This window comes from Streptomyces cyslabdanicus (genome assembly GCF_052663305.1).
In genome coordinates, this window is record NZ_JBQRUW010000023.1 from 23,752 (window position 1) to 43,205 (window position 19,454).

Consider the following 19,454-nt stretch of genomic DNA (forward strand, 5'->3'; position numbering starts at 1 on the left):
CGGTACCCGGCTCACGTGCCTGTCCGATACCGCCCCGAGGTGTCGGACTGCATGTACACGACGGATTTTCCGGCTCGTTCCGCATGGTTTGTGTCAGTTGCTGTTCGAGGACCCGAGCACCAGGGAGACCTTCCGTGCCCTTCCGTCGCGTTCGACGGTCAACTCCAGACGGTCGCCGGGGCGGTGGGCGCGGGTCTTGACGATCAGTTCCTCGCCCGAGTGGACGCGCTGGCCGTCCACCGCGGTGATGACGTCTCCGGCCGTGATGCCGGCCTTGGCCCCGGGACCTCCGGGAGTGACCGGTGGACCGCCGTCCGCGCCTTTCGCGCCGACCCTGGCTCCGTCACCGGCGTAGTTCATGTCCAGGGTCACCCCGATCACCGGGTGGCTGGCCTTGCCGTGGTTGATCAGCTCCTCGGCGACGCGCCTGGCCTGGTTGACGGGGATGGCGAAGCCCAGGCCGATGGAACCGGCCTGGCCGGTCTGCGGGTCGGAGCCGGTGTCCGCGGAGCGGATGGCGGAGTTGATGCCGACGACCCGGCCGCGGGCGTCCAGGAGGGGGCCGCCCGAGTTGCCGGGGTTGATCGGGGCGTCGGTCTGGAGGGCGTCGACGTAGGACACGTCGCTGCCGTCACCCTTCTCGCCGCCGGCCGTGATGGGGCGCTCCTTGGCGCTGATGATGCCGGAAGTGACGGTGTTGGCGAGGTCGAAGGGCGCGCCGATGGCGACGACCGGGTCGCCCACCTGCACGTTGTCGGAGTTGCCGAGGGGGATGGGGGTCAGGCCGCGCACGCCGCGGACCTGGACGACGGCGAGGTCGTAGCCGGTGTCCCGGCCGACGATCCTGGCCTTGGCGGTCTGGCCACCGCTGAAGGTCACCGATATCTCGCCGCCGGAGGCGGCGTTCTCGACGACGTGGTTGTTGGTGAGGACGTGGCCGCGGTCGTCGAGCACGAACCCGGTGCCGGTGCCCTGCTCGCCGGAGCCGCTGACGTGCAGGGTGACCACGCTGGGCAGGGCCCGTGCGGCGATTCCGGCGACGCTGTCCGGGGCGCGCCCGGCGGGCTCCTTCCCGGCCTGCGGCAACTCCACGGCACCCAGGCCGCCGTCGCGTTCGATGTACGCCCCGGCGAGCCCGCCGAGGGCTCCGGACACCAGCGCCAGCACCACGGCCCCGCCGACCAGGGCCCGGGTGACCCGCCGGTGCCGCTGCTCGACGCTGAGCACGCCGGCCCCGGTCTGCTGCAACGGCGCGGCGGCCCGGCCGGCGCCCCAGGGGTCGTAGCGCCCCCAGGGGTCGGCGGAGGCAGCCCCGGCACCGGGGGCGAGGGCGGGGGCGGGCGAGCCGTACGCCGGATCGCCCGCGCCGGGCGCCCCCTGCGGCACGCCCGCAGGCCTGACGTCCGCGGAAGGCACCCCGTGCGGCACGCCCGCCGGCCTGGCGTCCGCGGGAGGCGCCCCCTGCGGTGCGGCGGCCCGGGCCTGCGGAGGCGAGGGCGGGCCGGAGGGCGCGGGCTGTGAAGAAGCCGGGGCTCCCGGCGGGGCCGCCGGGGGTGCCGCACCGTAGGGCGGCTGGTCGTCGGCGGCGGGCGTGCCCTGGGGAGCGCCGGCAGGGGCGGTGGCGGGGGCCGGGCTGCCCGAGGGGAACGTGGGCGTGCCGTGCGCGGGCGTCACCGCCGGGTGCTGCACCGGCGGTGCGGGTGCCCAGGGGCCCGGCTCACCGTACGGAGGGGTGCTGTAGGGATCGGGGTCGTGCAACGGCCTGGGACGCCCGACGGTGGCGTCAACGGGCCGGTCGTCGCCGACCCCGGCATCGGAATCCCCGGCCGCGGGATCGGTGGTGTCCTCCGGCTCGGCGGGCGCCCTGAGCGGCTGGGCCAGTTCGAAGTCGCCCGTGTCGGGGGCGGCGCCGGAGGCCTGGCGGGGGCGGTCGAGTTCGTAGTCGCCGTCTGCGTCCGCTCGTGCGGGCACCGCGGCCTGCGGCTCGGCGCCCACGGACCCACCGCTTGCCGCACCCTCGGCCGGGTCGGCTCCTGGTGTGCCCTCCGGCCGCTCGTCCACAGGGACCGATCGGCTCCACCATCTCGGGCGGGCGGACTTGGTGGGCTTGCCCTCGTTCATGTTCTCCCCACAGCGGGTCGCGGCACGGCGTCCACTCCGCGCCCCGACCGGTGTCATGGGCGCGACCACTGTGGATTCAACCAGGTTCCCGGGCCGCGGCGCAGGGCCCGGTCAGCGCGCGGTGCGGAAGGAGGCGGTGGGGGAAGGCGAGGTGAGCAGGCCCGGGGTCGTGGCCCCGGGGTCGGCGGACCACGAGGTCAGGGAGATCGGCGGGGTCGCGGTGAGCGGGCGTATCAGCGGGGACATGACGGCCGCACCCGCGACCACCGGTGTGGTCAGCGGATGCATCGCGTCCGGCGGCTGCCCGCCGGGCGGCACCGCCCCCGGCAGCAGCGGTGCGGCCGGTGTCGTCGAGGCCGACTGCGCCGGGCCCGACGACCGCTGCCCCTGTGCCGACTGCTGCGGCGCGGCCGACTGGCGGCGCCGCGCGGTGTCGGAGGCCGGCGCCACGTCCGTACCCGCCGGAGTCACGTTGCTGCCGTTGCCGGAGCCGCCGCGCGCGTCCGCGACGGTGTCACCCGCCGAGCCGGTGGTCACCCCGCCCAGGGCGACGGCGGCCAGCGACACCGCCCCGGCGGCGACGAACGCGAAGCGCAGCCCGCGCGAGGCGGACCGCTCACTGTCCGGACGGCCCACGGGGTGAACCCGGAAGCCGCGCTCCTGCGCGGGGGCGGCGGGATGCGGCCCGGCCGGCACGTACCCGAACTCGAACTGCTCGCCGCGCGGCACCCCGAACACCCCGGAGCCTGCGGACAGGCCTCCGGGCAGCCCTCCCCCGCCCAGCGGAGAGCCGCCGTCGCCGCCACCGCCCGTACCACCCCCGGGAAGGCCCTGGAGGCGGGCCAGGAAGCTCTCGGAGGGCGGGGGCGGGGCCACTTGCGCGAAGACGTTCTTCAGACGGCGCTGCGCGTCCACCTCCGTCTTGCACTTCGGACAGGTAGCCACATGTGCCAGGACACGCTCACGCGTGTCGTGACCGAGCTCGCCGTCCACGAGGGCGGCGAGCCGGTCTCCCAGGTGCTGTTCCGCGAGGCGCCCCGCGGGGTTCGGTCGTGATCCACTCACGCGGGAGCGCCCCCTCCTCCCAGCACGGGGACCGGGGCCACGAAGCCGCGACGCTCGGCCCGGGCCTGCGGCGAGCGGTGCGCGAGGGCCTTGCGCAGCTGCGAACGGCCGCGGTGGATGCGGGAGCGCACCGTGCCGAGCTTGACGCCCAGGGTGGCGGCGATCTCCTCGTACGACAGTCCTTCGATGTCGCACAGGACGACCGCGGCGCGGAACTCGGGCGCGAGGGTGTCCAGGGCCTGCTGGACGTCCGCGTCGAAGTGCGCGTCGTTGAAGAGCTGCTGCGGGGTGGGTTCCTTGCTGGCCAGCCGCTCGGCCGCGTCGTCGCCCAGCGCGTCGAAGCGGATGCGCTGCTTGCGGCGGACCATGTCCAGGAAGAGGTTCGTGGTGATGCGGTGCAGCCAGCCCTCGAAGGTGCCCGGCGTGTAGGTCGACAGGGAGCGGAAGACGCGGACGAAGACCTCCTGGGTGAGGTCCTCGGCGTCGTGCTGGTTGCCGGTGAGGCGGTAGGCCAGGCGGTAGACGCGGCCGCTGTGCGTGCTGACGATCTCCTCCCAGGTGGGCGGAGTCCACGCCTGCCCGTCCGCGTCGGTCGAGAAGGTCGCGGTCTGGGCGGAATCGGCGGCGTGGCGCACGTCGGCAGCGGTGTCGGTCACGGATTTCGGCCTGCCCGCCGATCCGAGAAAGCGCCGCAGCACTCCTCCCCGATCCACAGGCGCAGCCGCACCTCCCCTGTCGGCTCTGGTGGTGTCCAGTGGAGCCCCTACCATAGCCACCTCGCCCGTTAGCTCCGGATAAGTAGTTTTACGAGAATTTGACACGTGCTGGCCCGGCTGGTGCGGCTGCGTCAGCACTTGCTCGGTGTCCCGATCCATCCCATACCCCCCGTCCGCACCGCCGTCGCGTCCCACGTCTCTTCCTCACCCGTTCAAACGACCGGTCCCATCTGCGGGTTCCCGGCCCCAACGGATACAGTCACGCCCAGGCATCCATGGGGACAGGAGAGGGTCATTACCGGCAACCGGCAGACGAGCTGGGCGTTCGCCGACGCCTATGTCGCCGAGGACGACGCGCTGCACTGGGCCCGCGAGCGGGCCCGGGACGCGGGGTTGCGCTCGGTGTCGCCCGGCGCGGGCGCCGCGCTGCGGTTGCTGGCCGCCTCCGTGGACGCGAAGGCGGTCGCGGAGATCGGCACCGGCACCGGGGTCTCCGGGATCCACCTGCTGCACGGCATGCGTCCCGACGGGGTACTGACCACCGTCGACCCCGAGCCGGAGCACCAGCAGTTCGCCCGCCAGGCGTTCCGGGCCGCGGGCTTCGCCGGCAACCGCGCCCGCTTCATCCCCGGCCGCGCCCTGGACGTGCTGCCCCGGCTCGCGGACGCGGGGTACGACCTCGTGTTCTGCGACGGCGACCGGATGGAGTTCCCCGACTACCTCGCTGAATCGTTGCGCCTGCTGCGGCCGGGAGGCCTCGTCGCCTTCGAAGGCGTCTTCGCGCACGGGCGGACGGTGGACTCCGGACCGCAGCCGACGGAGGTCGTGCGGCTGCGGGAACTGCTGCGCACCGTGCGTGAGAGCCCCGACCTGACGCCGTCGCTGCTGCCGGTGGGAGACGGACTGCTGTGCGCCGTCAAGCGCTGAGCGTCCCCGTCGTCCGCGTGTCGCACTTCCCCGCACAAACGGCGACCCCGACACCGCGTACGATGCCGGGGCAGCTCAAAGGGTATGGTCGCTTGCGCGTCAGCCGACGACCTTCTTGAGGGCGTCGCCGAGCGCGTCGGCCTCGTCAGGGGTCAGCTCGACGACGAGCCGCCCGCCGCCTTCGAGCGGAACGCGCATGACGATGCCCCGCCCCTCCTTGGTCACCTCGAGCGGGCCATCACCCGTCCGCGGCTTCATGGCCGCCATGCTCGTTCCCCTTCCTGAAACCCAGCTCATCGTCAAAGCCGACGGCCCACGAGAGGGCACGCGCGTGATCCCCTGCCCACAACGGCACAGGACACGCGACACCGGCATCGAACACATTGCTTCCAAGCCATTATCCCGCATCCCGGGACCCGATGACCAACATCGGTTGGCATCGCTTGAGCAACGCGCGCGAGCAAAACCACTCAATTCGGCGATGTGGCTGCGATACTGCGCCCCCACGTGTCCGTCCGCCGGCCGCGACGGCGCCGGAATTCTTTGACGCAGGTCACATGCCGGGTCCACGCCCCGGCCGGTGATCTCCGCCATGCTGTCCTCGGACCAGGTCCGACCAGGACGTACCGAGCGGTACGTCGAGGCGACACCGGAGGGGATGCCCCATGGCCGACACCGTGCTCTACGAGGTGAGCGACGGACTCGCGACGATCACGCTGAACCGCCCCGAGGCGATGAACGCGCTGGACGTCGCCGCCAAGGTCGCCCTCCGGGAGGCGACCCGGGAGGCGGCGGACGACGGCGCCGTGCGGGCGGTGCTGCTGACCGCCGCCGGGGACCGGGCGTTCTGCGTGGGCCAGGACCTCAAGGAGCACATCGGACTGCTGGCCGCCGACCGGGAGACCGGATCCGGACAGACCATGAGCACCGTGCGGGAGCACTACAACCCGATCGTGCGGGCACTGGCGGGGGCACGAAAGCCGGTGGTCGCCGCGGTGAACGGGGTCGCCGCCGGGGCGGGCTTCGGCTTCGCGCTCGCCGCGGACTACCGGATCGTGGCGGACACCGCGTCCTTCAACACCTCGTTCGCGGGGGTCGCGCTCACCGGGGACTCGGGCATCTCGTGGACCCTGCCGCGGGCCGTGGGCCCGGCCCGCGCCGCCGACCTGCTGCTCTTCCCGCGCCGCATCACCGCCCAGGAGGCCCACGACCTGGGCATCGCCAACCGGGTCGTGCCGGCCGCCGAGTTGCGCGCCGAGGCCGAGAAGGTGGCGCGGGCGCTGGCCGAGGGGCCGACGGTGGCGTACGCGGCGTTGAAGGAGGCGGTGGCCTACGGGTTGACGCACTCCCTGGAGGAGACCCTCCGCAAGGAGGAGGAGCTCCAGACCCGGGCGGGGCAGTCCGAGGACCACGCGATCGCCGTACAGGCGTTCGTGAACAAGGAGAAGCCGACGTACCTGGGCCGCTGACCGCGGTGCGGGCCGGTGCGCCGCCCCCTGCCCGGCCGGGTCAGGAGCGGCGTGCCACGCAGTCCGCGAGGTGGTCGTCCACCAGGCCGCACGCCTGCATCAGGGCGTACGCCGTCGTCGGTCCGACGAAGCGCAGGCCGCGCTTCTTCAGGGCCTTCGACAGGGCCGTGGACTCGGGAGTGACGGCCGGGACGTCGGAGAGGGTCTTGGGCACCGGGCGGGCGGCGGGGTCGGGGGCGTGCGACCAGATGAGGGCGTCCAGCTCGCCCGGTGACCAGCCGGTGAGCTCGCGCGCGTTGGCCAGCGTCGCGTCGATCTTGGCGCGGTTGCGGATGATGCCCGTGTCGGCGAGCAGCCGCTCGCGGTCGGCGTCGGTGAAGTCCGCGACCGCCGCGATCTTGAAGTCCCCGAACGCGGCGCGGAAGCCGGCGCGGCGGCGCAGGATGGTGATCCAGGACAGGCCGGACTGGAAGGCCTCCAGGGCGAGGCGTTCGAAGAGCGCGTCGTCGCCGTGGACCGGGCGGCCCCACTCCTCGTCGTGGTAGGCCACGTACTCCGCCGTGGACAGGGCCCACGGGCAGCGCAGGGCGCCGTCCGGACCGGCGATCGCGGCACCCGCCGTCATCGTGTCGTCCGTCACGGCCCCTCCTCCGGTTCGGGCTTGGCCAGGTCGACGTGGGCGGCGGCCCGTGCGCCGGCCAGCGCGGACTCCAGGTCGGCGATCCGCGCGTCGCGCTCGGCGAGTTCGGCGCCGAGACGGCCGAGGGCGTCGTCCACGTCCGCCATGCGGTAGCCCCGGGCGGTCAGCGGGAAGCGGAGGCTCTCCACGTCCGCGCGGTCCACCGGGCGGTCCGGTGGCAGCGCGTCCCGGAGCCGCTCGGGCGCCGCCTCGGGCAGCGGTCCGGTTCCCTCGCCGCCGCCCACCACCGCGAGGGTCACCGCGGCGACCACGACGGCGAGCGCGACGACCAGGAAGAAGAACATAACCATCGCTGGGTCCCCACGGAGTCTGTCGTAAGTGTCAGGGTCCGATCGTGCCATGCGAGGCTGACAGCTAGGGTCGCAGACGGCCGAAGACCGGTACGCGGGCGGCCGAAGACCGGTACGAAGAGGAGAGGTCACAGGGGATGCTCAGGCTGGGCAGGCGCGTGTTCGACGCGCACGAGCCGGTGATCATGGCGATCGTCAACCGGACCCCGGACTCCTTCTACGACCAGGGGTCGACGTTCCGTGACGAGCCGGCCCTCGCGCGCGTGGAGCAGGCGGTCGCCGAAGGTGCCGCGATCATCGACATCGGCGGGGTGAAGGCCGGGCCGGGTGACGAGGTGACGGCCGAGGAGGAGGCCCGGCGGACGGTCGGCTTCGTGGCCGAGGTGCGGCGGCGGTTCCCGGACGTGGTGATCAGCGTCGACACCTGGCGGGCCGACGTCGGCGAGGCCGTGTGCGAGGCGGGTGCCGACCTGCTGAACGACGCGTGGGGCGGGGTCGACCCGCGGCTCGCCGAGGTCGCGGCGCGCTACGGGACCGGCCTGGTGTGCACGCACGCCGGAGGCGCGAAGCCCCGGACACGGCCGCACCGGGTGACGTACGACGACGTCATGGCCGACACCCTCCGGGTGACCGTGGGGCTGGCCGAGCGGGCGGTGGCGCTCGGCGTGCCCCGGGAGTCGGTGATGATCGATCCGGGGCACGACTTCGGCAAGAACACGCGGCACAGTCTGGAGGCGACGCGCCGCCTGGGCGAGATGACCGCGACCGGGTGGCCGGTGCTGGTGTCGCTGTCCAACAAGGACTTCGTGGGCGAGACGCTGGACAAGCCGGTGAAGGAGCGGCTCGTGGGCACGCTGGCGACGACGGCTGTCTCGGCGTGGCTGGGGGCCCAGGTGTACCGGGTGCACGAGGTGGCCGAGACCCGGCAGGTGCTGGACATGGTGGCGTCCATCGCGGGTCACCGGCCGCCGGCGGTGGCCCGGCGAGGGCTGGCGTAGGACTCCCCCGCCCCGGCTGGGCGCGCGGTGCCCCGCGCCCGGCCGTGCGGGTCCGGGTCTTTCGTTCGGATCAGGCCGGATCAGGCCCGCGAGCCCGGCATGATCCACACGAGAGGGCCTAGCGGCCCGCCTCCTTCGACATCAGGGCCACCGCCTCCGCCACGTCGTCCGTGACGTGGAACAGGGTGAGGTCCGCCTGGGCCGCCTTGCCCTGGGCGATCAGGGTGTCCTGCAGCCAGTCGACCAGGCCGCCCCAGTACGCGCGGCCGAAGAGGACGATCGGGAAGCGGGTGACCTTCTGGGTCTGCACCAGGGTCAGGGCCTCGAAGAGCTCGTCCAGGGTGCCGAGGCCGCCGGGCAGGACGACGAAGCCCTGCGCGTACTTCACGAACATCATCTTGCGGACGAAGAAGTACCGGAAGTTGAGGCCGATGTCGACGTAGGCGTTCAGACCCTGCTCGAAGGGCAGTTCGATACCCAGGCCCACCGAGACGCCGCCGGCCTCCAGCGCGCCCTTGTTCGCCGCCTCCATCGCGCCCGGGCCGCCGCCCGTGATCACCGCGAAGCCCGCCTCGACCAGTCCCCGTCCGAGCCGCACCCCCGCGTCGTACTCCGGGGAGTCCACCGCCGTCCGTGCGGAGCCGAACACGCTGATGGCGGACGGGAGTTCGGCGAGCGTGCCGAAGCCCTCGATGAACTCCGACTGGATGCGCAGGACGCGCCAGGGGTCCGTGTGGACCCAGTCCGAGGGGGCTCGCCCGTCCAGCAGCCGCTGGTCCGTGGTGCTCGCCTGGACCTGACCACGCCGCCGGAGCACCGGTCCCAGACGCTGCTCGTCCGGCGGCTGCTTCTTGCCCTCGGGATTGCCTGTCGGCATGTGCGCTCCCTCCGTGTGCGTGACGTTCCACCTCAGCGTAGATCCGCGGGGGTTACGGGAGGGGGACGTCGGTGTGTCCGCCGTGAAGCGCCGTACGGACGCCTGGCGGCGGCCGGACACTCGCGGCGGCGGCCGGACGCTCGTCGCGGCGGTCAGTCCGTCAGCCAGGCCCGCAGCCGCTCCTCGCCCGCGAGGATCTTGGCCGTCTCCACCCGCTCGTCGCGCTTGTGCGCCAGGTGGGGGTTGCCGGGGCCGTAGTTGACGGCGGAGATGCCCAGCGCCGAGAAGCGTGAGACGTCCGTCCAGCCGTACTTCGGGCGCGCGGTGCCGCCGACCGCCTCGATGAACGCCGCGGCGGCCGGGTGGTTCAGCCCCGGCAGGGCGCCGCCGCTGTGGTCGTCGATCACGAACTCCTCGACCCCGCAGTCCGAGAACACCTCGCGGACGTGGGCGACGGCCTCCTCCTCGGTGCGGTCCGGGGCGTAGCGGAAGTTGACCGTGACCACGCACTCGTCGGGGATGACGTTGCCCGCCACCCCGCCGGAGATCCCGACCGCGTTGAGGCCCTCGCGGTACTCCAGGCCGTCGATGACCGGATAGCGCGGCTGGTACTCGGCGAGCCGCCGCAGGATCGGCGCGGCGGCGTGAATGGCGTTGGAGCCCATCCAGCCGCGCGCCGAGTGGGCCCGCTCGCCGCTGGTCCTCAGCAGCACCCGCAGGGTGCCCTGGCAGCCGCCCTCGACCTCGCCGTCGGAGGGTTCGAGCAGCACGGCGAAGTCGCCCGCCAGCCATTCCGGGTGCGCCTCGGCGACGTGCTTGAGGCCGTTCAACTCGGCGGCGACCTCCTCGTTGTCGTAGAAGACGAAGGTCAGGTCGCGGTTGGGGGCGGGGACCGTGGCCGCGATGCGCAGTTGGACCGCCACGCCGGACTTCATGTCGCAGGTGCCGCAGCCCCACAGGACGCCGTCCTCGTCGAGCCGCGAGGGGACGTTTCCGGCGATCGGGACCGTGTCGATGTGGCCGGCCAGGATCACCCGCTGCGAGCGCCCCAGGTTCGTACGGGCGACGACGTTGTTGCCGAGGCGGTCGACCGTCAGGTGCGGCAGGGCGCGCAGTGCGGCCTCGATCGCGTCGGCGAGCGGCTTCTCGGTGCCGCTCTCCGAGGGGAGGTCGACGAGTCGCGCGGTCAGGCGCGCCGCGTCCAGCGTGAGGTCAAGCGGGTTATCGGCCATGCGGTCGACCCTAACGCGGCGAACCGCCCGTACGTCGCTGTGCATTGTCCACACCTGCCTCTCCAGCCACAGCAACCTCAGCTACCTTGTAGGCGTGCTGCACCGTCCCCCCTCTTCCAAGCGTCGTGGCCGCCTCCTCCGGTTCGGGGCGGCCGTCGTGGTCCTGCTCGGGCTCGCGGGCTACGTCTCGGTGCAGTACCTCACCGGAGGCACCGGAGGCCCGGGCTGCGAGGTCGTCTCCGGCAAGGGCGACGGCGCGTCGTACCGGTTCACCCCGGAGCAGGCGGTGAACGCGGCGACGATCGCGGCCGTCGGCACCGGGCGCGGCATGCCCGAGCGGGCGGTGACCATCGCGCTGGCCACCGCGCTCCAGGAGTCCGCCCTGCGCAACATCGACTTCGGCGACCGGGACTCCCTCGGCCTGTTCCAGCAGCGGCCCTCGCAGGGCTGGGGCTCGCCGGAGGAGATCATGGACCCGGCCTACTCGGCGGGGATCTTCTACGAGCACCTGAGCAAGGTCCCCGGCTACACGCGGCTGCCGCTGACCGTGGCCGCGCAGCGCGTGCAGCGCAGCGGCTTCCCGCAGGCGTACGCCAAGCACGAGCCGGACGCGACGCTGCTCGCCGCCGCGCTCACCGGGCGCTCCGGGGCCACGCTGGCCTGCCAGGGCCGCCCGGGCCCCACCCGGCACAGCGGGCCCGACGCGGTGCGTGCCGCGCTCGTACGGGACTTCGGCCGGGACGTGGTGCAGGAGGCGGGCGCGGAGGTCGGCGGCGGCCCGTCGCCGACGCCCGTGCCGAGCCCGACGGCGGGCGGGAGCGGGCGGACCGTGACGGTGCCCGTGCCCGACGACACGGCCGACGCCGGGCGTGGCGCGCGGCAGCGCGGCTGGCAGCTGGCGCACTGGGCGGTGGCCAACGCCTCCGCGCTGCACATCGAGCAGGTCTCCTACGGCGGCTGGCAGTGGACGGCCGGGATGACCGACACCCGGTGGCGGGAGGCGCGGACGCGGGGGGCCGCCGGTGCGGAGCGGGCGGCGGGCTCGGTCCTCATCACCACGACCGGGCGTTAGGCGTCTCCACGACCGCAGGTGTCACCACGACCGCCGCAGGTGTCACCACGACCGCGCGCCAGTACGGGTCCTCACCCTGAGGGACCACCCCCGCCAACGGCGCCGAAACCCTTGGGAACACAGGGCGGCACGGTGTTTCGCGCCTCTACGGACGGGTGCTCTTTGTCCGGTTTTCCGCGTACCCGATAATGCGACGCGTTACCAACTCTTTACGTTGGCCCGCCGCAACCTTCGCGGAGTTCGAGCGGTAGTCAGAGCGTCCGTTCACTCCGTCGAAGGAGCAACATGTCCCTCCCTCTGACCCGCCGGATCGCCCGTGCCGCGCTGCTCGTCGCCGCCGGAGCGGCCGCCGGGGTCGGTGCGGCCGGTGCCGCCGTCGCCGCCCCCGAACTGCCGGCCACCCCGAACCTCGGTGGGCTGACCGCTCTGGACGGGGCGAGCGTCGGCAACACCGTGGACGGTGCCGCGCACCATGTCGCCGGGGTCGCGGGCGACTCCGGCGGCAAGGTCGTGCAGCAGGCGACGCCGGTGGCGCGGAAGGCGGCGGGCGAGGCGGCGGGGTCCGCCGGAGGGATCCTCGGCGGCGCCGCGCAGTCGGTGACGAAGGGCGGGCTGCCGGCACAGTCCCTGCCGGTCTCCGAACTGCCCCTCGGCTGAGCGGCGCTGAAAGGACCGCTCAGCGGCGCTGAAGGGACCGACGGGGTCCGGGGAGGAATCCCGGACCCCGTCGGCGTGCCGTCGCCGCCACGGCCGACGTGGACTACCCGGCCAGGCGTTCCACCGCCGCGCGGACCCGCTCGTCCGTCGCCGTCAGCGCGACGCGCACGAAGTCCGCGCCCGCCGGACCGTAGAAGTCGCCCGGGGCGACCAGGATGCCCCGTTCGGCGAGGTGGGCGACCGTGGTCCAGCAGGACTCGTCGCGGGTGGCCCACAGATAGAGGCTCGCCTCGCTGTGCTCGATGCGGAAGCCGTGGGAGAGCAGGGCCCGGCGCAGGGCCTCGCGGCGGGCGGCGTAGCGTTCGCGCTGCTCGCGGACGTGGGTGTCGTCGCCGAGGGCGGCCACGACCGCCGCCTGCGTCGGCGCCGAGGTCATCATGCCGCCGTGCTTGCGGATCTCCAGCAGGGGCCCGAGGACGGCCGGGTCGCCGGCCAGGAAGGCGGCGCGGTAGCCGGCCAGGTTCGAGCGCTTGGACAGCGAGTGAACCGCGACGATGCCCTCGTACGAGCCGCCGTTCACGTCCGGGTGCAGGACCGAGACCGGGTCCGCCTCCCAGCCCAGCTCCAGGTAGCACTCGTCGGAGACGACCAGCACGCCGTGCTCGCGGGCCCAGGCGACGATCCTCCGCAGCTCCTCCTTGGGCAGCACCTGGCCCGTGGGGTTGGAGGGCGAGTTCAGCCACAGCAGCTTCAGACCCGCCGGATCCAGCTCCGTGGGCCCCGGCACGCCGGCGCCCGGTGTCGCCGAGTAGACGAGGTGGTCCGCGCCGGCCAGCCGGGCGCCGACCTCGTAGGTCGGGTAGGCCAGGCGCGGGTACGCGACCTTGTCGCCGGGGCCGAGGCCCAGCTGGGTGGGGAGCCAGGCAACCAGTTCCTTGGAGCCGACGATCGGCAGGACGTGCCGGTGGGTGACGCCCCGTGCGCCGAGGCGGCGCTCGACCCACCCGGTGATCGCGTCACGCAGTTCGGGCGTGCCCCACACGGTCGGGTAGCCCGGAGAGTCCGCGGCCGCGATCAGCGCCTTCTGGATCAGGTCGGGGACCGGGTCCACCGGAGTGCCGACCGACAGGTCGACGATGCCGTCCGGATGGGCCGCGGCCGTCTTCTTGTACGGCTCCAGCTTGTCCCAGGGAAAGGTGGGGAGCCGGTCGGAGAGTGCGGACACGGGGATCAGGCTCACTTTCTGGTCCGGAAAACGCCTCGGTCCCGTGCGGCGAGCGGAACGCTGGAGTGCGATCAGGCCGTACGGGACCGAGGCGGCGCGAAGACGGGCCGCTCTTACTGGTTCTGCGGCGGCAGCGCGGCGATGACGGGATGGTCGCGCTCGATCAGCCCCAGCTTGCTGGCGCCGCCGGGAGAGCCGAGTTCGTCGAAGAACTCGACGTTGGCCTTGTAGTAGTCCTTCCACTCCTCGGGAGTGTCGTCCTCGTAGAAGATCGCCTCGACCGGGCAGACCGGTTCGCAAGCTCCGCAGTCGACGCATTCGTCCGGGTGGATGTACAAGGACCGCTGGCCCTCGTAGATGCAGTCGACCGGGCACTCCTCGATGCACGCCTTGTCCTTGACGTCGACACAAGGCTGCGCGATGACGTAGGTCACGCTGTCGTTCCTCCTCGATAGGGCGCTGGCGGGCCTCCACAGGCTCCGCCGCCTGGCGCGCGGGAGCGCGGCGTCGTCGATGCCCGCCCCTAGTATCTCCGTTCCGGGGCATGATCCGAACAGGAGGGGTGAACAGACCTGTGGAAATATCGGCGACAGGACGCCTTGAGGTCCGTATCACCGCTGCTGACGTGGGCAAACGGGTCTCAGTACGGCGCTTGAGCGAACCTGGAGCGCGGGGTGAGAAGTTCACCGACACGGTCGGAGTTCTCACCTCATGGGACCACGGCGTGCTGCAGATCACACGGAAGACCGGCGAGACCGTGCGGATCGCGGAGTCCTCCCTGGTCGCGGGCAAGGTCGTACCGACCGCCCCGGCGCGGCGGCGGGGCCCGGCGGCCACGTACGAGGAGCTCGCGCGGGCGGCGGCGCGGGCGTGGCGGCCGGTGGAGAGCGAGCGGCTGGGCGAGTGGGAGCTCCGGGCTGCCGCCGGGTTCACGCGTCGCGCCAACTCGGTGCTGCCGCTCGGCGATCCGGGTCTGCCCCTCGACGCGGCGCTGGCCGCCGTACGACGCTGGTACGGCGAGCGCGGCCTGCCCGCGTACGTCCAGACGGCCACCGGCGCCGAGGGCACACAGGAACTGCTGTGCGCGGAGCTGGAGCGGCGCGGCTGGGTGCGCGAGGTGAGCGCCGAGCTGTGGATCGGGGCGCTCGCGCCGGTCGCCGACCGGGCCGAGGGCTCCGGGGTCGTGCTGTCCCGCACGGCCGACGAGGCGTGGCTTGCGCGGTACCAGCGCAAGGGGGTGAGCGAGGTGGCCCTGAAGGTGCTCGGCAGCGGGCCGTCGGTGTGGTTCGCGACGGTGCCCGGCGAGGGCGGTGTGCCCGCGGCGATCGGGCGGTGCGTCGTCGACGGCCGGTGGGCGTCCTTCTCCGCCGTCGAGGTGGATCCCGCGCTGCGGCGACGCGGGCTGGCCACCACCGTGCTCGCCGCGCTCGCCCGCCAGGCCCTCGACGAGGGCGCCTCGGCGGCCTGGCTCCAGGTGGAGACCGACAACGCCGCGGCGCGGGCCCTGTACGCCGGGGCGGGCTTCACCGCGCACCACGCGTACCACCACTACCGCGGCCCGGAGCCCGGGCCGGAGTCCGCGCAGGACCTCGGCGTCCGTCCGTCGTAGGGACCGTCGTGAAGTCCGTGCAGTCCGCGAAGTCGTAGAGACCGTTGTGAAAGGGCACGAACCTGCCATGCGTCCCCTGCATCCGCCGTCTCCGGAACGGTCCGCCGCGGTGCTCCGGTGGTTCGGCGAGGAGGTGCGGTCCGAGCGGCCGGACCTCGCGGCGCTGTGCCTGCTGGTGGGCGCGGCGGCCGACGGCACGCTGGACGAGGCGGGCATGGACGCGGCGCAGCTGGAGCTGGACCGGCTCGCGGGGCTGCTGCCGTACCGGCCGGGCGGGCCGCGGGACTGGGCGCGGGCCCTGTGCGAACTGCTCGGCGAGCGGTACGGCTTCCACGGCTCGGCGGCGGACTACCAGCGGCTGGAGTCCTCCCTGCTGCACGAGGTGCTGGCGCGCCGGCGTGGGCTGCCCATCCTGCTGTCGGTGGTGTGGATGGAGGTCGCGCGGCGGGCCGGGGCGCCGGTGTGCGGGGTCGCGCTGCCCGGGCACTTCGTCGTGGGCTTCGGGGCGGCCGGGGAGCAGGTGCTCGCGGACCCGTTCGACGGGGGCCGGGTGCTCACGGGGGCGGACGCCGAACTGCTGGTGGTCGGGGCGACGGGCGCGCCGCTGGACGCGTCGATGCTGGTGCCCGCGACGCCCCTGGAGGTCGTGTCGCGGATCCTGAACAACATACGGGCCTGGGCGGCCGTGCGGCCCGAGCGGTCGGAGGTGGCGCTGTGGGCGGTGGAGCTGTCGCTGCTGCTGCCGTCCCATCCGGCGCGGCTGCGGTACGAGCGGGCGCAGCTGCTGGTGCGGCGGGGGGACTTCGTGGGCGGGGCCCTGGAGCTTGAGGCGTACGCCGAGGTGCTGGGCGCGGTGGACGAGCCGGCGGCCGAGCAGGTACGGGAGCAGGCGCGCGCCGCACGGGCCCTGCTGAACTGACGCCGCCCCACCCCCGCCAGGACCGCCCTGCGCCCCCGCGGCCCGGTGGGCGCCGCTACAGCCAGCCCTTCTCCCGTGCGATGCGGACCGCCTCCGTCCTGTTGCGCACCGCCAGCTTCTGGATCGCGGTCGAGAGGTAGTTGCGGACCGTGCCCTGGGACAGGTGGAGGGCGGCGGCCAGCTCGGCGTTGGTGGAGCCGTCGGACGCGGCGCGCAGGACCTCGCGCTCCCGGTCGGTCAGCGGGTTGGCGCCCTCGGCCAGCGCCGCCGCGGCCAGCGTGGGGTCGATGACCCGCTCGCCGTCGAGCACCTTCCGTACCGCCGCCGCGAGTTGTGCGGCCGGCGCGTCCTTGACGAGGAAGGCGTCCGCGCCCGCCTCCATGGCGCTGCGCAGATAGCCGGGGCGGCCGAAGGTGGTGAGCACGACCAGTTTCACGGCGGGCAGCTCCTTGTGGAGCCGGGCGGCCGCCTCGATGCCGGTGCAGCCGGGCATCTCGATGTCGAGCAGGGCCACGTCGACGCCGTGGGCGTGCGCCGCCGCGACGACCTCGTCCCCGCGCGGCACCTGGGCGACGACCTCGATGTCGTCCTCCAGGCCGAGCAGGGCGGCCAGTGCTTCGCGGACCATCGACTGGTCCTCGGCCAGGAGGACCTTGATCGTGCGGCTCATGCCGGGGATCCTATGTCCGCGGGGGAACCGAGAGGCACCCGGGCGACGAGCCGGAAGCCCCGCCCGGCACGCCCCGCCTCCAGGCGCCCGCCCGCCTTCTCCAGGCGCTCGGCCAGGCCCGTCAGACCGTTGCCCGGACCCTTGCCGACACTGCCGGAGCCGCCCGAGCCGTTGTCCTCGACGCACAGTTCGAGGAACGGCCCGTCCAGGGTCTGGCGGCGGACCAGGTCGACGGTGCACCGGGTCGCGCCGCTGTGCCGTACGACGTTGGTGATCGCCTCGCGCAGCGCCCAGGCGAGCGTGGACTCGCTCTCCTCCAGGACGCCGTGCAGGTCGGGCTCGGCGGGCACGTCGGCGATGACGTCGGCGGCGGTCAGCGCCACCTGGGCGCCCGCCAGTTCGGCGTGCAGGCGGGGGCGCCGGTAGCCGGTGACGGCCTCGCGGACGTCCACCAGGGCCTGGCGGCTGACCTGTTCGATGTCGGCGACCTGCTGGGCCGCCTTGCCGGGGTGGTCGGGCAGCATCCGGCCGGCCAGCTCGCTCTTCAGCGTGATCAGGGAGAGCGAGTGGCCGAGCAGGTCGTGCAGGTCGCGGGCGAGCCGCAGCCGCTCCTCGTTGGCGGCGAGCTGGGCCACGGTGGCGCGGGCCTTGCGCAGGTCGACCGTGGTGCGCACGAGTTGCCGTACGCCGGTCATCGCGAAGCCGATCAGCGTCACCAGCAGGAACAGCGTCCACTCGCCCTGCGCGCCGGTGTGCTGGGCGACGAGCAGCATCACGGCGGTGGTCAGCGGGATCGTCCAGTAGGCGACCCGCAGCGGGTTCGTCGCACCGCAGGCCACGGAGACGTACACGAACAGGCCGATCCACTGTGCGCCGAGGGTCAGGCACAGCACGACGGCGAGCACCCCGATCGCGGCGACCAGCCAGCCGACGACGCGCCCGGAGAACGGCCGGCCCATGTTCCGGTAGACCAGCGCCAGATAGGTCCCGGTGAAGGCCGCGAGGCCCGCCCAGCCGGCCGCGGTGGCGGCGGCCGTGTGGACACCGGAGACCAGGTCCCGCACCGGCGAGCTGAGGAAGATCAGCCAGGGCAGGATCCACACCAGCTTGCGCAGTGCCTCGCCCCTGTTCCGGGGCGGTTCCCCCATGCGCATCAGCCGGTCCGCCCGTGCTTCGCAGGGCCGCGGGTCTTCCGTCATCACGCTCACGCCTTCAGCGTGTCCTTCCGGTACAGCCAGGCCGCGCCGCCCGCGAACAGGGCGAAGAAGACGACGAGGATGGCGAGGTCCTTCATGTGCGGGGCCTGGCTCTGCTCGATCGCACGCCCCAGTGCAGCGTACGCGTGCGTGGGAAGCCACTCGGCGATGTTCTGGAGCCACCGCGGGAACGTGGTCGAGGGCATCCACAGACCGCCGAGCAGGGACAGGCCGAAGTAGACGATCATCGTGATCGGGCGGACCGCGTCCCCGGTGGCGAGGTAGCCGATGGCCACGCCGAGCGCGGCGAAGACCAGGCTGCCGGCCCAGATCGCGCCGGTGAGGGCGAGCCACTGCCAGGCCTCCAGGCGGACCTGCTTGACGGCGGCGGCGACCACGAAGACGAGGACGATCGACGGCAGGCTGACCACGGCCGCGGCGGCGGTCTTGGCGAGGACGTAGCCGCGCCCGGGCAGGGTGGTCAGCCGCAGCTGCCGTACCCAGCCGCTCTCGCGCTCCTTGGCGATGCGCTCGCTGTTGCCCATCAGGACGGCGGTGAGCGCGCCGAAGGAGGCCATGGAGGCCATCATGTACGTCGGTACGGTCAGGCCGGTGCCGTCGACCTCGGTGACGCCGTCCGCCTTGCCCGCGATGATCAGGAACAGGATCGAGGGGTAGAGCACCGAGAAGAAGAGGAACTTGCGGTTGCGCAGGGCGCGGGTGAGTTCCAGCCGGATGAGACTGTTCACGACTGCTTGGCCTCCTCGGCCTCGGTGATGGCGACGAAGGCCTGCTCGAGCCCGAGCCCGGCGACTTCGAGGTTGCGGGGGTAGAGACCGAGCCCGTACAGGGCGTGCACGGTCGCGTCGGCGTCGGAGGACTGGATGCGGACGGTCTGGCCGCTCACGGACATCGAGGTCAGGAAGGGCAGACCGTTCAGGGCGGCCTCGTCGATGGCGCCCTCCAGGTCGAAGGCGACCCGCCGGGCTCCCGCCTTCGCCTTGATCTCGGCGGCGGTGCCGTCGGCCAGCAGCCGTCCCCGGTGCAGCACCAGCACCCGGTCGGCGATGGCGTCGGCCTCCTCCAGGTAGTGCGTGGCGAACAGGACCGTGCGGCCCTGGTCGGCCTGTTCGCGCATGGTGGCCCAGAAGGCCTGGCGGGCGGAGACGTCCATGCCGGTGGTCGGCTCGTCCAGGACGATCAGGTCGCTGTCGCCGGCGGTGGCCAGGGCGAAGCGGACGCGCTGGGCCTGGCCGCCGGAGAGCTTGTTCACCTTGCGGTCGGCGATCTGGGAGATGCCCGCCCGGGACAGTACGTCGGCGGTCCGGTACCGCTTGGGGTGCAGGTCGCAGGCGAGCCGTACCAGTTCGGCGACGGTGACGTCCTCCATCAGCCCGCCGCTCTGGAGCATGGCGCCCACGCGCCCGGCGACGATCGCCTCGCGCGGGCTGGTGCCGAAGACGCTGACGGTGCCGCTGTCGGCCTGTCTGAGGCCGAGCAGCAGGTCGAGGGTGGTCGACTTGCCGGCGCCGTTCGGGCCGAGCAGGGCGACGGTCTCGCCCGGATGCAGGGCGAGGGTCAGCCCGTCGACGGCCCGGACGTTCCCGTAGCTCTTGGTCACCTGGTCGAACCCCACCACCGTGGTGGTGCCGGCTCGCTCCGCTGTTGTCGTCATGTCCGACATGCTGGCCGACGGGCGGGGGTGCCGGGC

21 protein-coding genes are annotated in these 19,454 nt (G+C 73.3%); 7 read left to right on the top strand and 14 right to left on the bottom strand.

What is annotated here, in order from left to right; genetic code table 11:
* Positions 1 to 93: 93 nt before the first annotated feature.
* The 3 genes from ACTYVM_RS15160 to sigE form a co-directional block, all read right to left on the bottom strand.
* A complete protein-coding gene (locus ACTYVM_RS15160) occupies positions 94 to 2,121 on the bottom strand; it encodes a S1C family serine protease (RefSeq protein ID WP_445526461.1) in 2,028 nt (675 codons plus the stop codon).
* 111 nt (positions 2,122 to 2,232) lie between these two features.
* On the bottom strand, positions 2,233 to 3,186 hold the full coding sequence (locus ACTYVM_RS15165) for an anti-sigma factor family protein (RefSeq protein WP_445526462.1): 954 nt from the start codon (positions 3,184 to 3,186) through the stop codon (positions 2,233 to 2,235).
* Positions 3,183 to 3,884 carry an RNA polymerase sigma factor SigE gene (sigE, locus tag ACTYVM_RS15170; RefSeq protein WP_400029228.1) on the bottom strand — a complete coding sequence of 234 codons (702 nt, stop codon included), beginning with the start codon at positions 3,882 to 3,884 and terminating at the stop codon, positions 3,183 to 3,185. Before sigE ends, ACTYVM_RS15165 begins: the two co-directional genes overlap by 4 nt.
* A gap of 246 nt (positions 3,885 to 4,130) precedes the next feature.
* Here sigE and ACTYVM_RS15175 point away from each other — a divergent pair, with 246 nt between their 5' ends.
* Positions 4,131 to 4,829 carry an O-methyltransferase gene (locus tag ACTYVM_RS15175; RefSeq protein ID WP_445526489.1) on the top strand — a complete coding sequence of 233 codons (699 nt, stop codon included), beginning with the start codon at positions 4,131 to 4,133 and terminating at the stop codon, positions 4,827 to 4,829.
* Between the two features lie 99 nt (positions 4,830 to 4,928).
* Here the strand turns inward: ACTYVM_RS15175 and ACTYVM_RS15180 are convergent, their stop codons facing one another.
* Entirely contained in the window at positions 4,929 to 5,096 is a 168-nt protein-coding gene (locus tag ACTYVM_RS15180) for a DUF3117 domain-containing protein (protein ID WP_003966491.1), read from the bottom strand.
* Positions 5,097 to 5,494: 398 nt separating this feature from the next.
* Between ACTYVM_RS15180 and chcB the strand changes: the two genes are divergently transcribed.
* Complete coding sequence (gene chcB / locus ACTYVM_RS15185) at positions 5,495 to 6,298, top strand: 2-cyclohexenylcarbonyl CoA isomerase (protein ID WP_400028964.1); 804 nt, start codon at positions 5,495 to 5,497, stop codon at positions 6,296 to 6,298.
* Between the two features lie 40 nt (positions 6,299 to 6,338).
* On the opposite strand, the gene ACTYVM_RS15190 is transcribed toward chcB, so the two are convergent.
* A complete protein-coding gene (locus tag ACTYVM_RS15190) occupies positions 6,339 to 6,923 on the bottom strand; it encodes a DNA-3-methyladenine glycosylase I (RefSeq protein WP_445526490.1) in 585 nt (194 codons plus the stop codon).
* Positions 6,924 to 6,934: 11 nt separating this feature from the next.
* The gene (locus ACTYVM_RS15195; protein ID WP_400028963.1) at positions 6,935 to 7,288 is read right to left on the bottom strand and encodes a DivIVA domain-containing protein; all 354 of its coding nucleotides are present in this window, start codon (positions 7,286 to 7,288) and stop codon (positions 6,935 to 6,937) included.
* 137 nt (positions 7,289 to 7,425) lie between these two features.
* Between ACTYVM_RS15195 and folP the strand changes: the two genes are divergently transcribed.
* Positions 7,426 to 8,286, top strand: coding sequence for a dihydropteroate synthase (gene folP / locus ACTYVM_RS15200; protein WP_445526463.1), 861 nt, complete (start codon positions 7,426 to 7,428; stop codon positions 8,284 to 8,286).
* A 118-nt stretch (positions 8,287 to 8,404) separates the two neighbouring features.
* Here folP and ACTYVM_RS15205 read toward each other — a convergent pair whose 3' ends face one another.
* Both ACTYVM_RS15205 and dapE read right to left on the bottom strand, forming a co-directional pair.
* The gene (locus tag ACTYVM_RS15205) at positions 8,405 to 9,163 is read right to left on the bottom strand and encodes an LOG family protein (RefSeq protein WP_445526464.1); all 759 of its coding nucleotides are present in this window, start codon (positions 9,161 to 9,163) and stop codon (positions 8,405 to 8,407) included.
* Positions 9,164 to 9,315: 152 nt separating this feature from the next.
* Positions 9,316 to 10,395 carry a succinyl-diaminopimelate desuccinylase gene (gene dapE / locus ACTYVM_RS15210; RefSeq protein ID WP_445526465.1) on the bottom strand — a complete coding sequence of 360 codons (1,080 nt, stop codon included), beginning with the start codon at positions 10,393 to 10,395 and terminating at the stop codon, positions 9,316 to 9,318.
* Between the two features lie 94 nt (positions 10,396 to 10,489).
* Between dapE and ACTYVM_RS15215 the strand changes: the two genes are divergently transcribed.
* Positions 10,490 to 11,467 (top strand): VldE C-terminal domain-containing protein, encoded by a 978-nt coding sequence (locus ACTYVM_RS15215; protein ID WP_445526466.1) that lies wholly within the window; start codon positions 10,490 to 10,492, stop codon positions 11,465 to 11,467.
* 285 nt (positions 11,468 to 11,752) lie between these two features.
* Positions 11,753 to 12,124: an ATP-binding protein gene (locus ACTYVM_RS15220; protein ID WP_445526467.1), complete on the top strand. Its 372-nt coding sequence runs from the start codon at positions 11,753 to 11,755 to the stop codon at positions 12,122 to 12,124.
* 103 nt (positions 12,125 to 12,227) lie between these two features.
* On the opposite strand, the gene ACTYVM_RS15225 is transcribed toward ACTYVM_RS15220, so the two are convergent.
* Both ACTYVM_RS15225 and fdxA read right to left on the bottom strand, forming a co-directional pair.
* Positions 12,228 to 13,349, bottom strand: a complete 1,122-nt coding sequence (locus tag ACTYVM_RS15225) for a bifunctional succinyldiaminopimelate transaminase/glutamate-prephenate aminotransferase (protein WP_445526468.1) — start codon at positions 13,347 to 13,349, stop codon at positions 12,228 to 12,230.
* A gap of 113 nt (positions 13,350 to 13,462) precedes the next feature.
* Positions 13,463 to 13,783 (bottom strand): ferredoxin, encoded by a 321-nt coding sequence (gene fdxA, locus ACTYVM_RS15230; protein ID WP_189705242.1) that lies wholly within the window; start codon positions 13,781 to 13,783, stop codon positions 13,463 to 13,465.
* A 140-nt stretch (positions 13,784 to 13,923) separates the two neighbouring features.
* Between fdxA and ACTYVM_RS15235 the strand changes: the two genes are divergently transcribed.
* Positions 13,924 to 14,958 carry a GNAT family N-acetyltransferase gene (locus ACTYVM_RS15235; protein WP_445526491.1) on the top strand — a complete coding sequence of 345 codons (1,035 nt, stop codon included), beginning with the start codon at positions 13,924 to 13,926 and terminating at the stop codon, positions 14,956 to 14,958.
* A gap of 67 nt (positions 14,959 to 15,025) precedes the next feature.
* On the top strand, positions 15,026 to 15,877 hold the full coding sequence (locus ACTYVM_RS15240) for a transglutaminase family protein (RefSeq protein ID WP_445526469.1): 852 nt from the start codon (positions 15,026 to 15,028) through the stop codon (positions 15,875 to 15,877).
* 55 nt (positions 15,878 to 15,932) lie between these two features.
* Here ACTYVM_RS15240 and ACTYVM_RS15245 read toward each other — a convergent pair whose 3' ends face one another.
* Genes ACTYVM_RS15245 through ACTYVM_RS15260 form a run of 4 tightly spaced genes read right to left on the bottom strand, consistent with a single transcriptional unit; the run spans position 15,933 to position 19,418 of the window.
* Positions 15,933 to 16,547, bottom strand: a complete 615-nt coding sequence (locus tag ACTYVM_RS15245) for a response regulator transcription factor (protein WP_445526470.1) — start codon at positions 16,545 to 16,547, stop codon at positions 15,933 to 15,935.
* Positions 16,544 to 17,746 carry a sensor histidine kinase gene (locus tag ACTYVM_RS15250; protein WP_445526492.1) on the bottom strand — a complete coding sequence of 401 codons (1,203 nt, stop codon included), beginning with the start codon at positions 17,744 to 17,746 and terminating at the stop codon, positions 16,544 to 16,546. Before ACTYVM_RS15250 ends, ACTYVM_RS15245 begins: the two co-directional genes overlap by 4 nt.
* Before the next feature lie 5 nt (positions 17,747 to 17,751).
* Complete coding sequence (locus tag ACTYVM_RS15255; RefSeq protein ID WP_400028954.1) at positions 17,752 to 18,492, bottom strand: ABC transporter permease; 741 nt, start codon at positions 18,490 to 18,492, stop codon at positions 17,752 to 17,754.
* On the bottom strand, positions 18,489 to 19,418 hold the full coding sequence (locus ACTYVM_RS15260; RefSeq protein WP_445526471.1) for an ABC transporter ATP-binding protein: 930 nt from the start codon (positions 19,416 to 19,418) through the stop codon (positions 18,489 to 18,491). The genes ACTYVM_RS15255 and ACTYVM_RS15260 overlap by 4 nt, the downstream gene beginning before the upstream one ends.
* Positions 19,419 to 19,454: the final 36 nt, after the last annotated feature.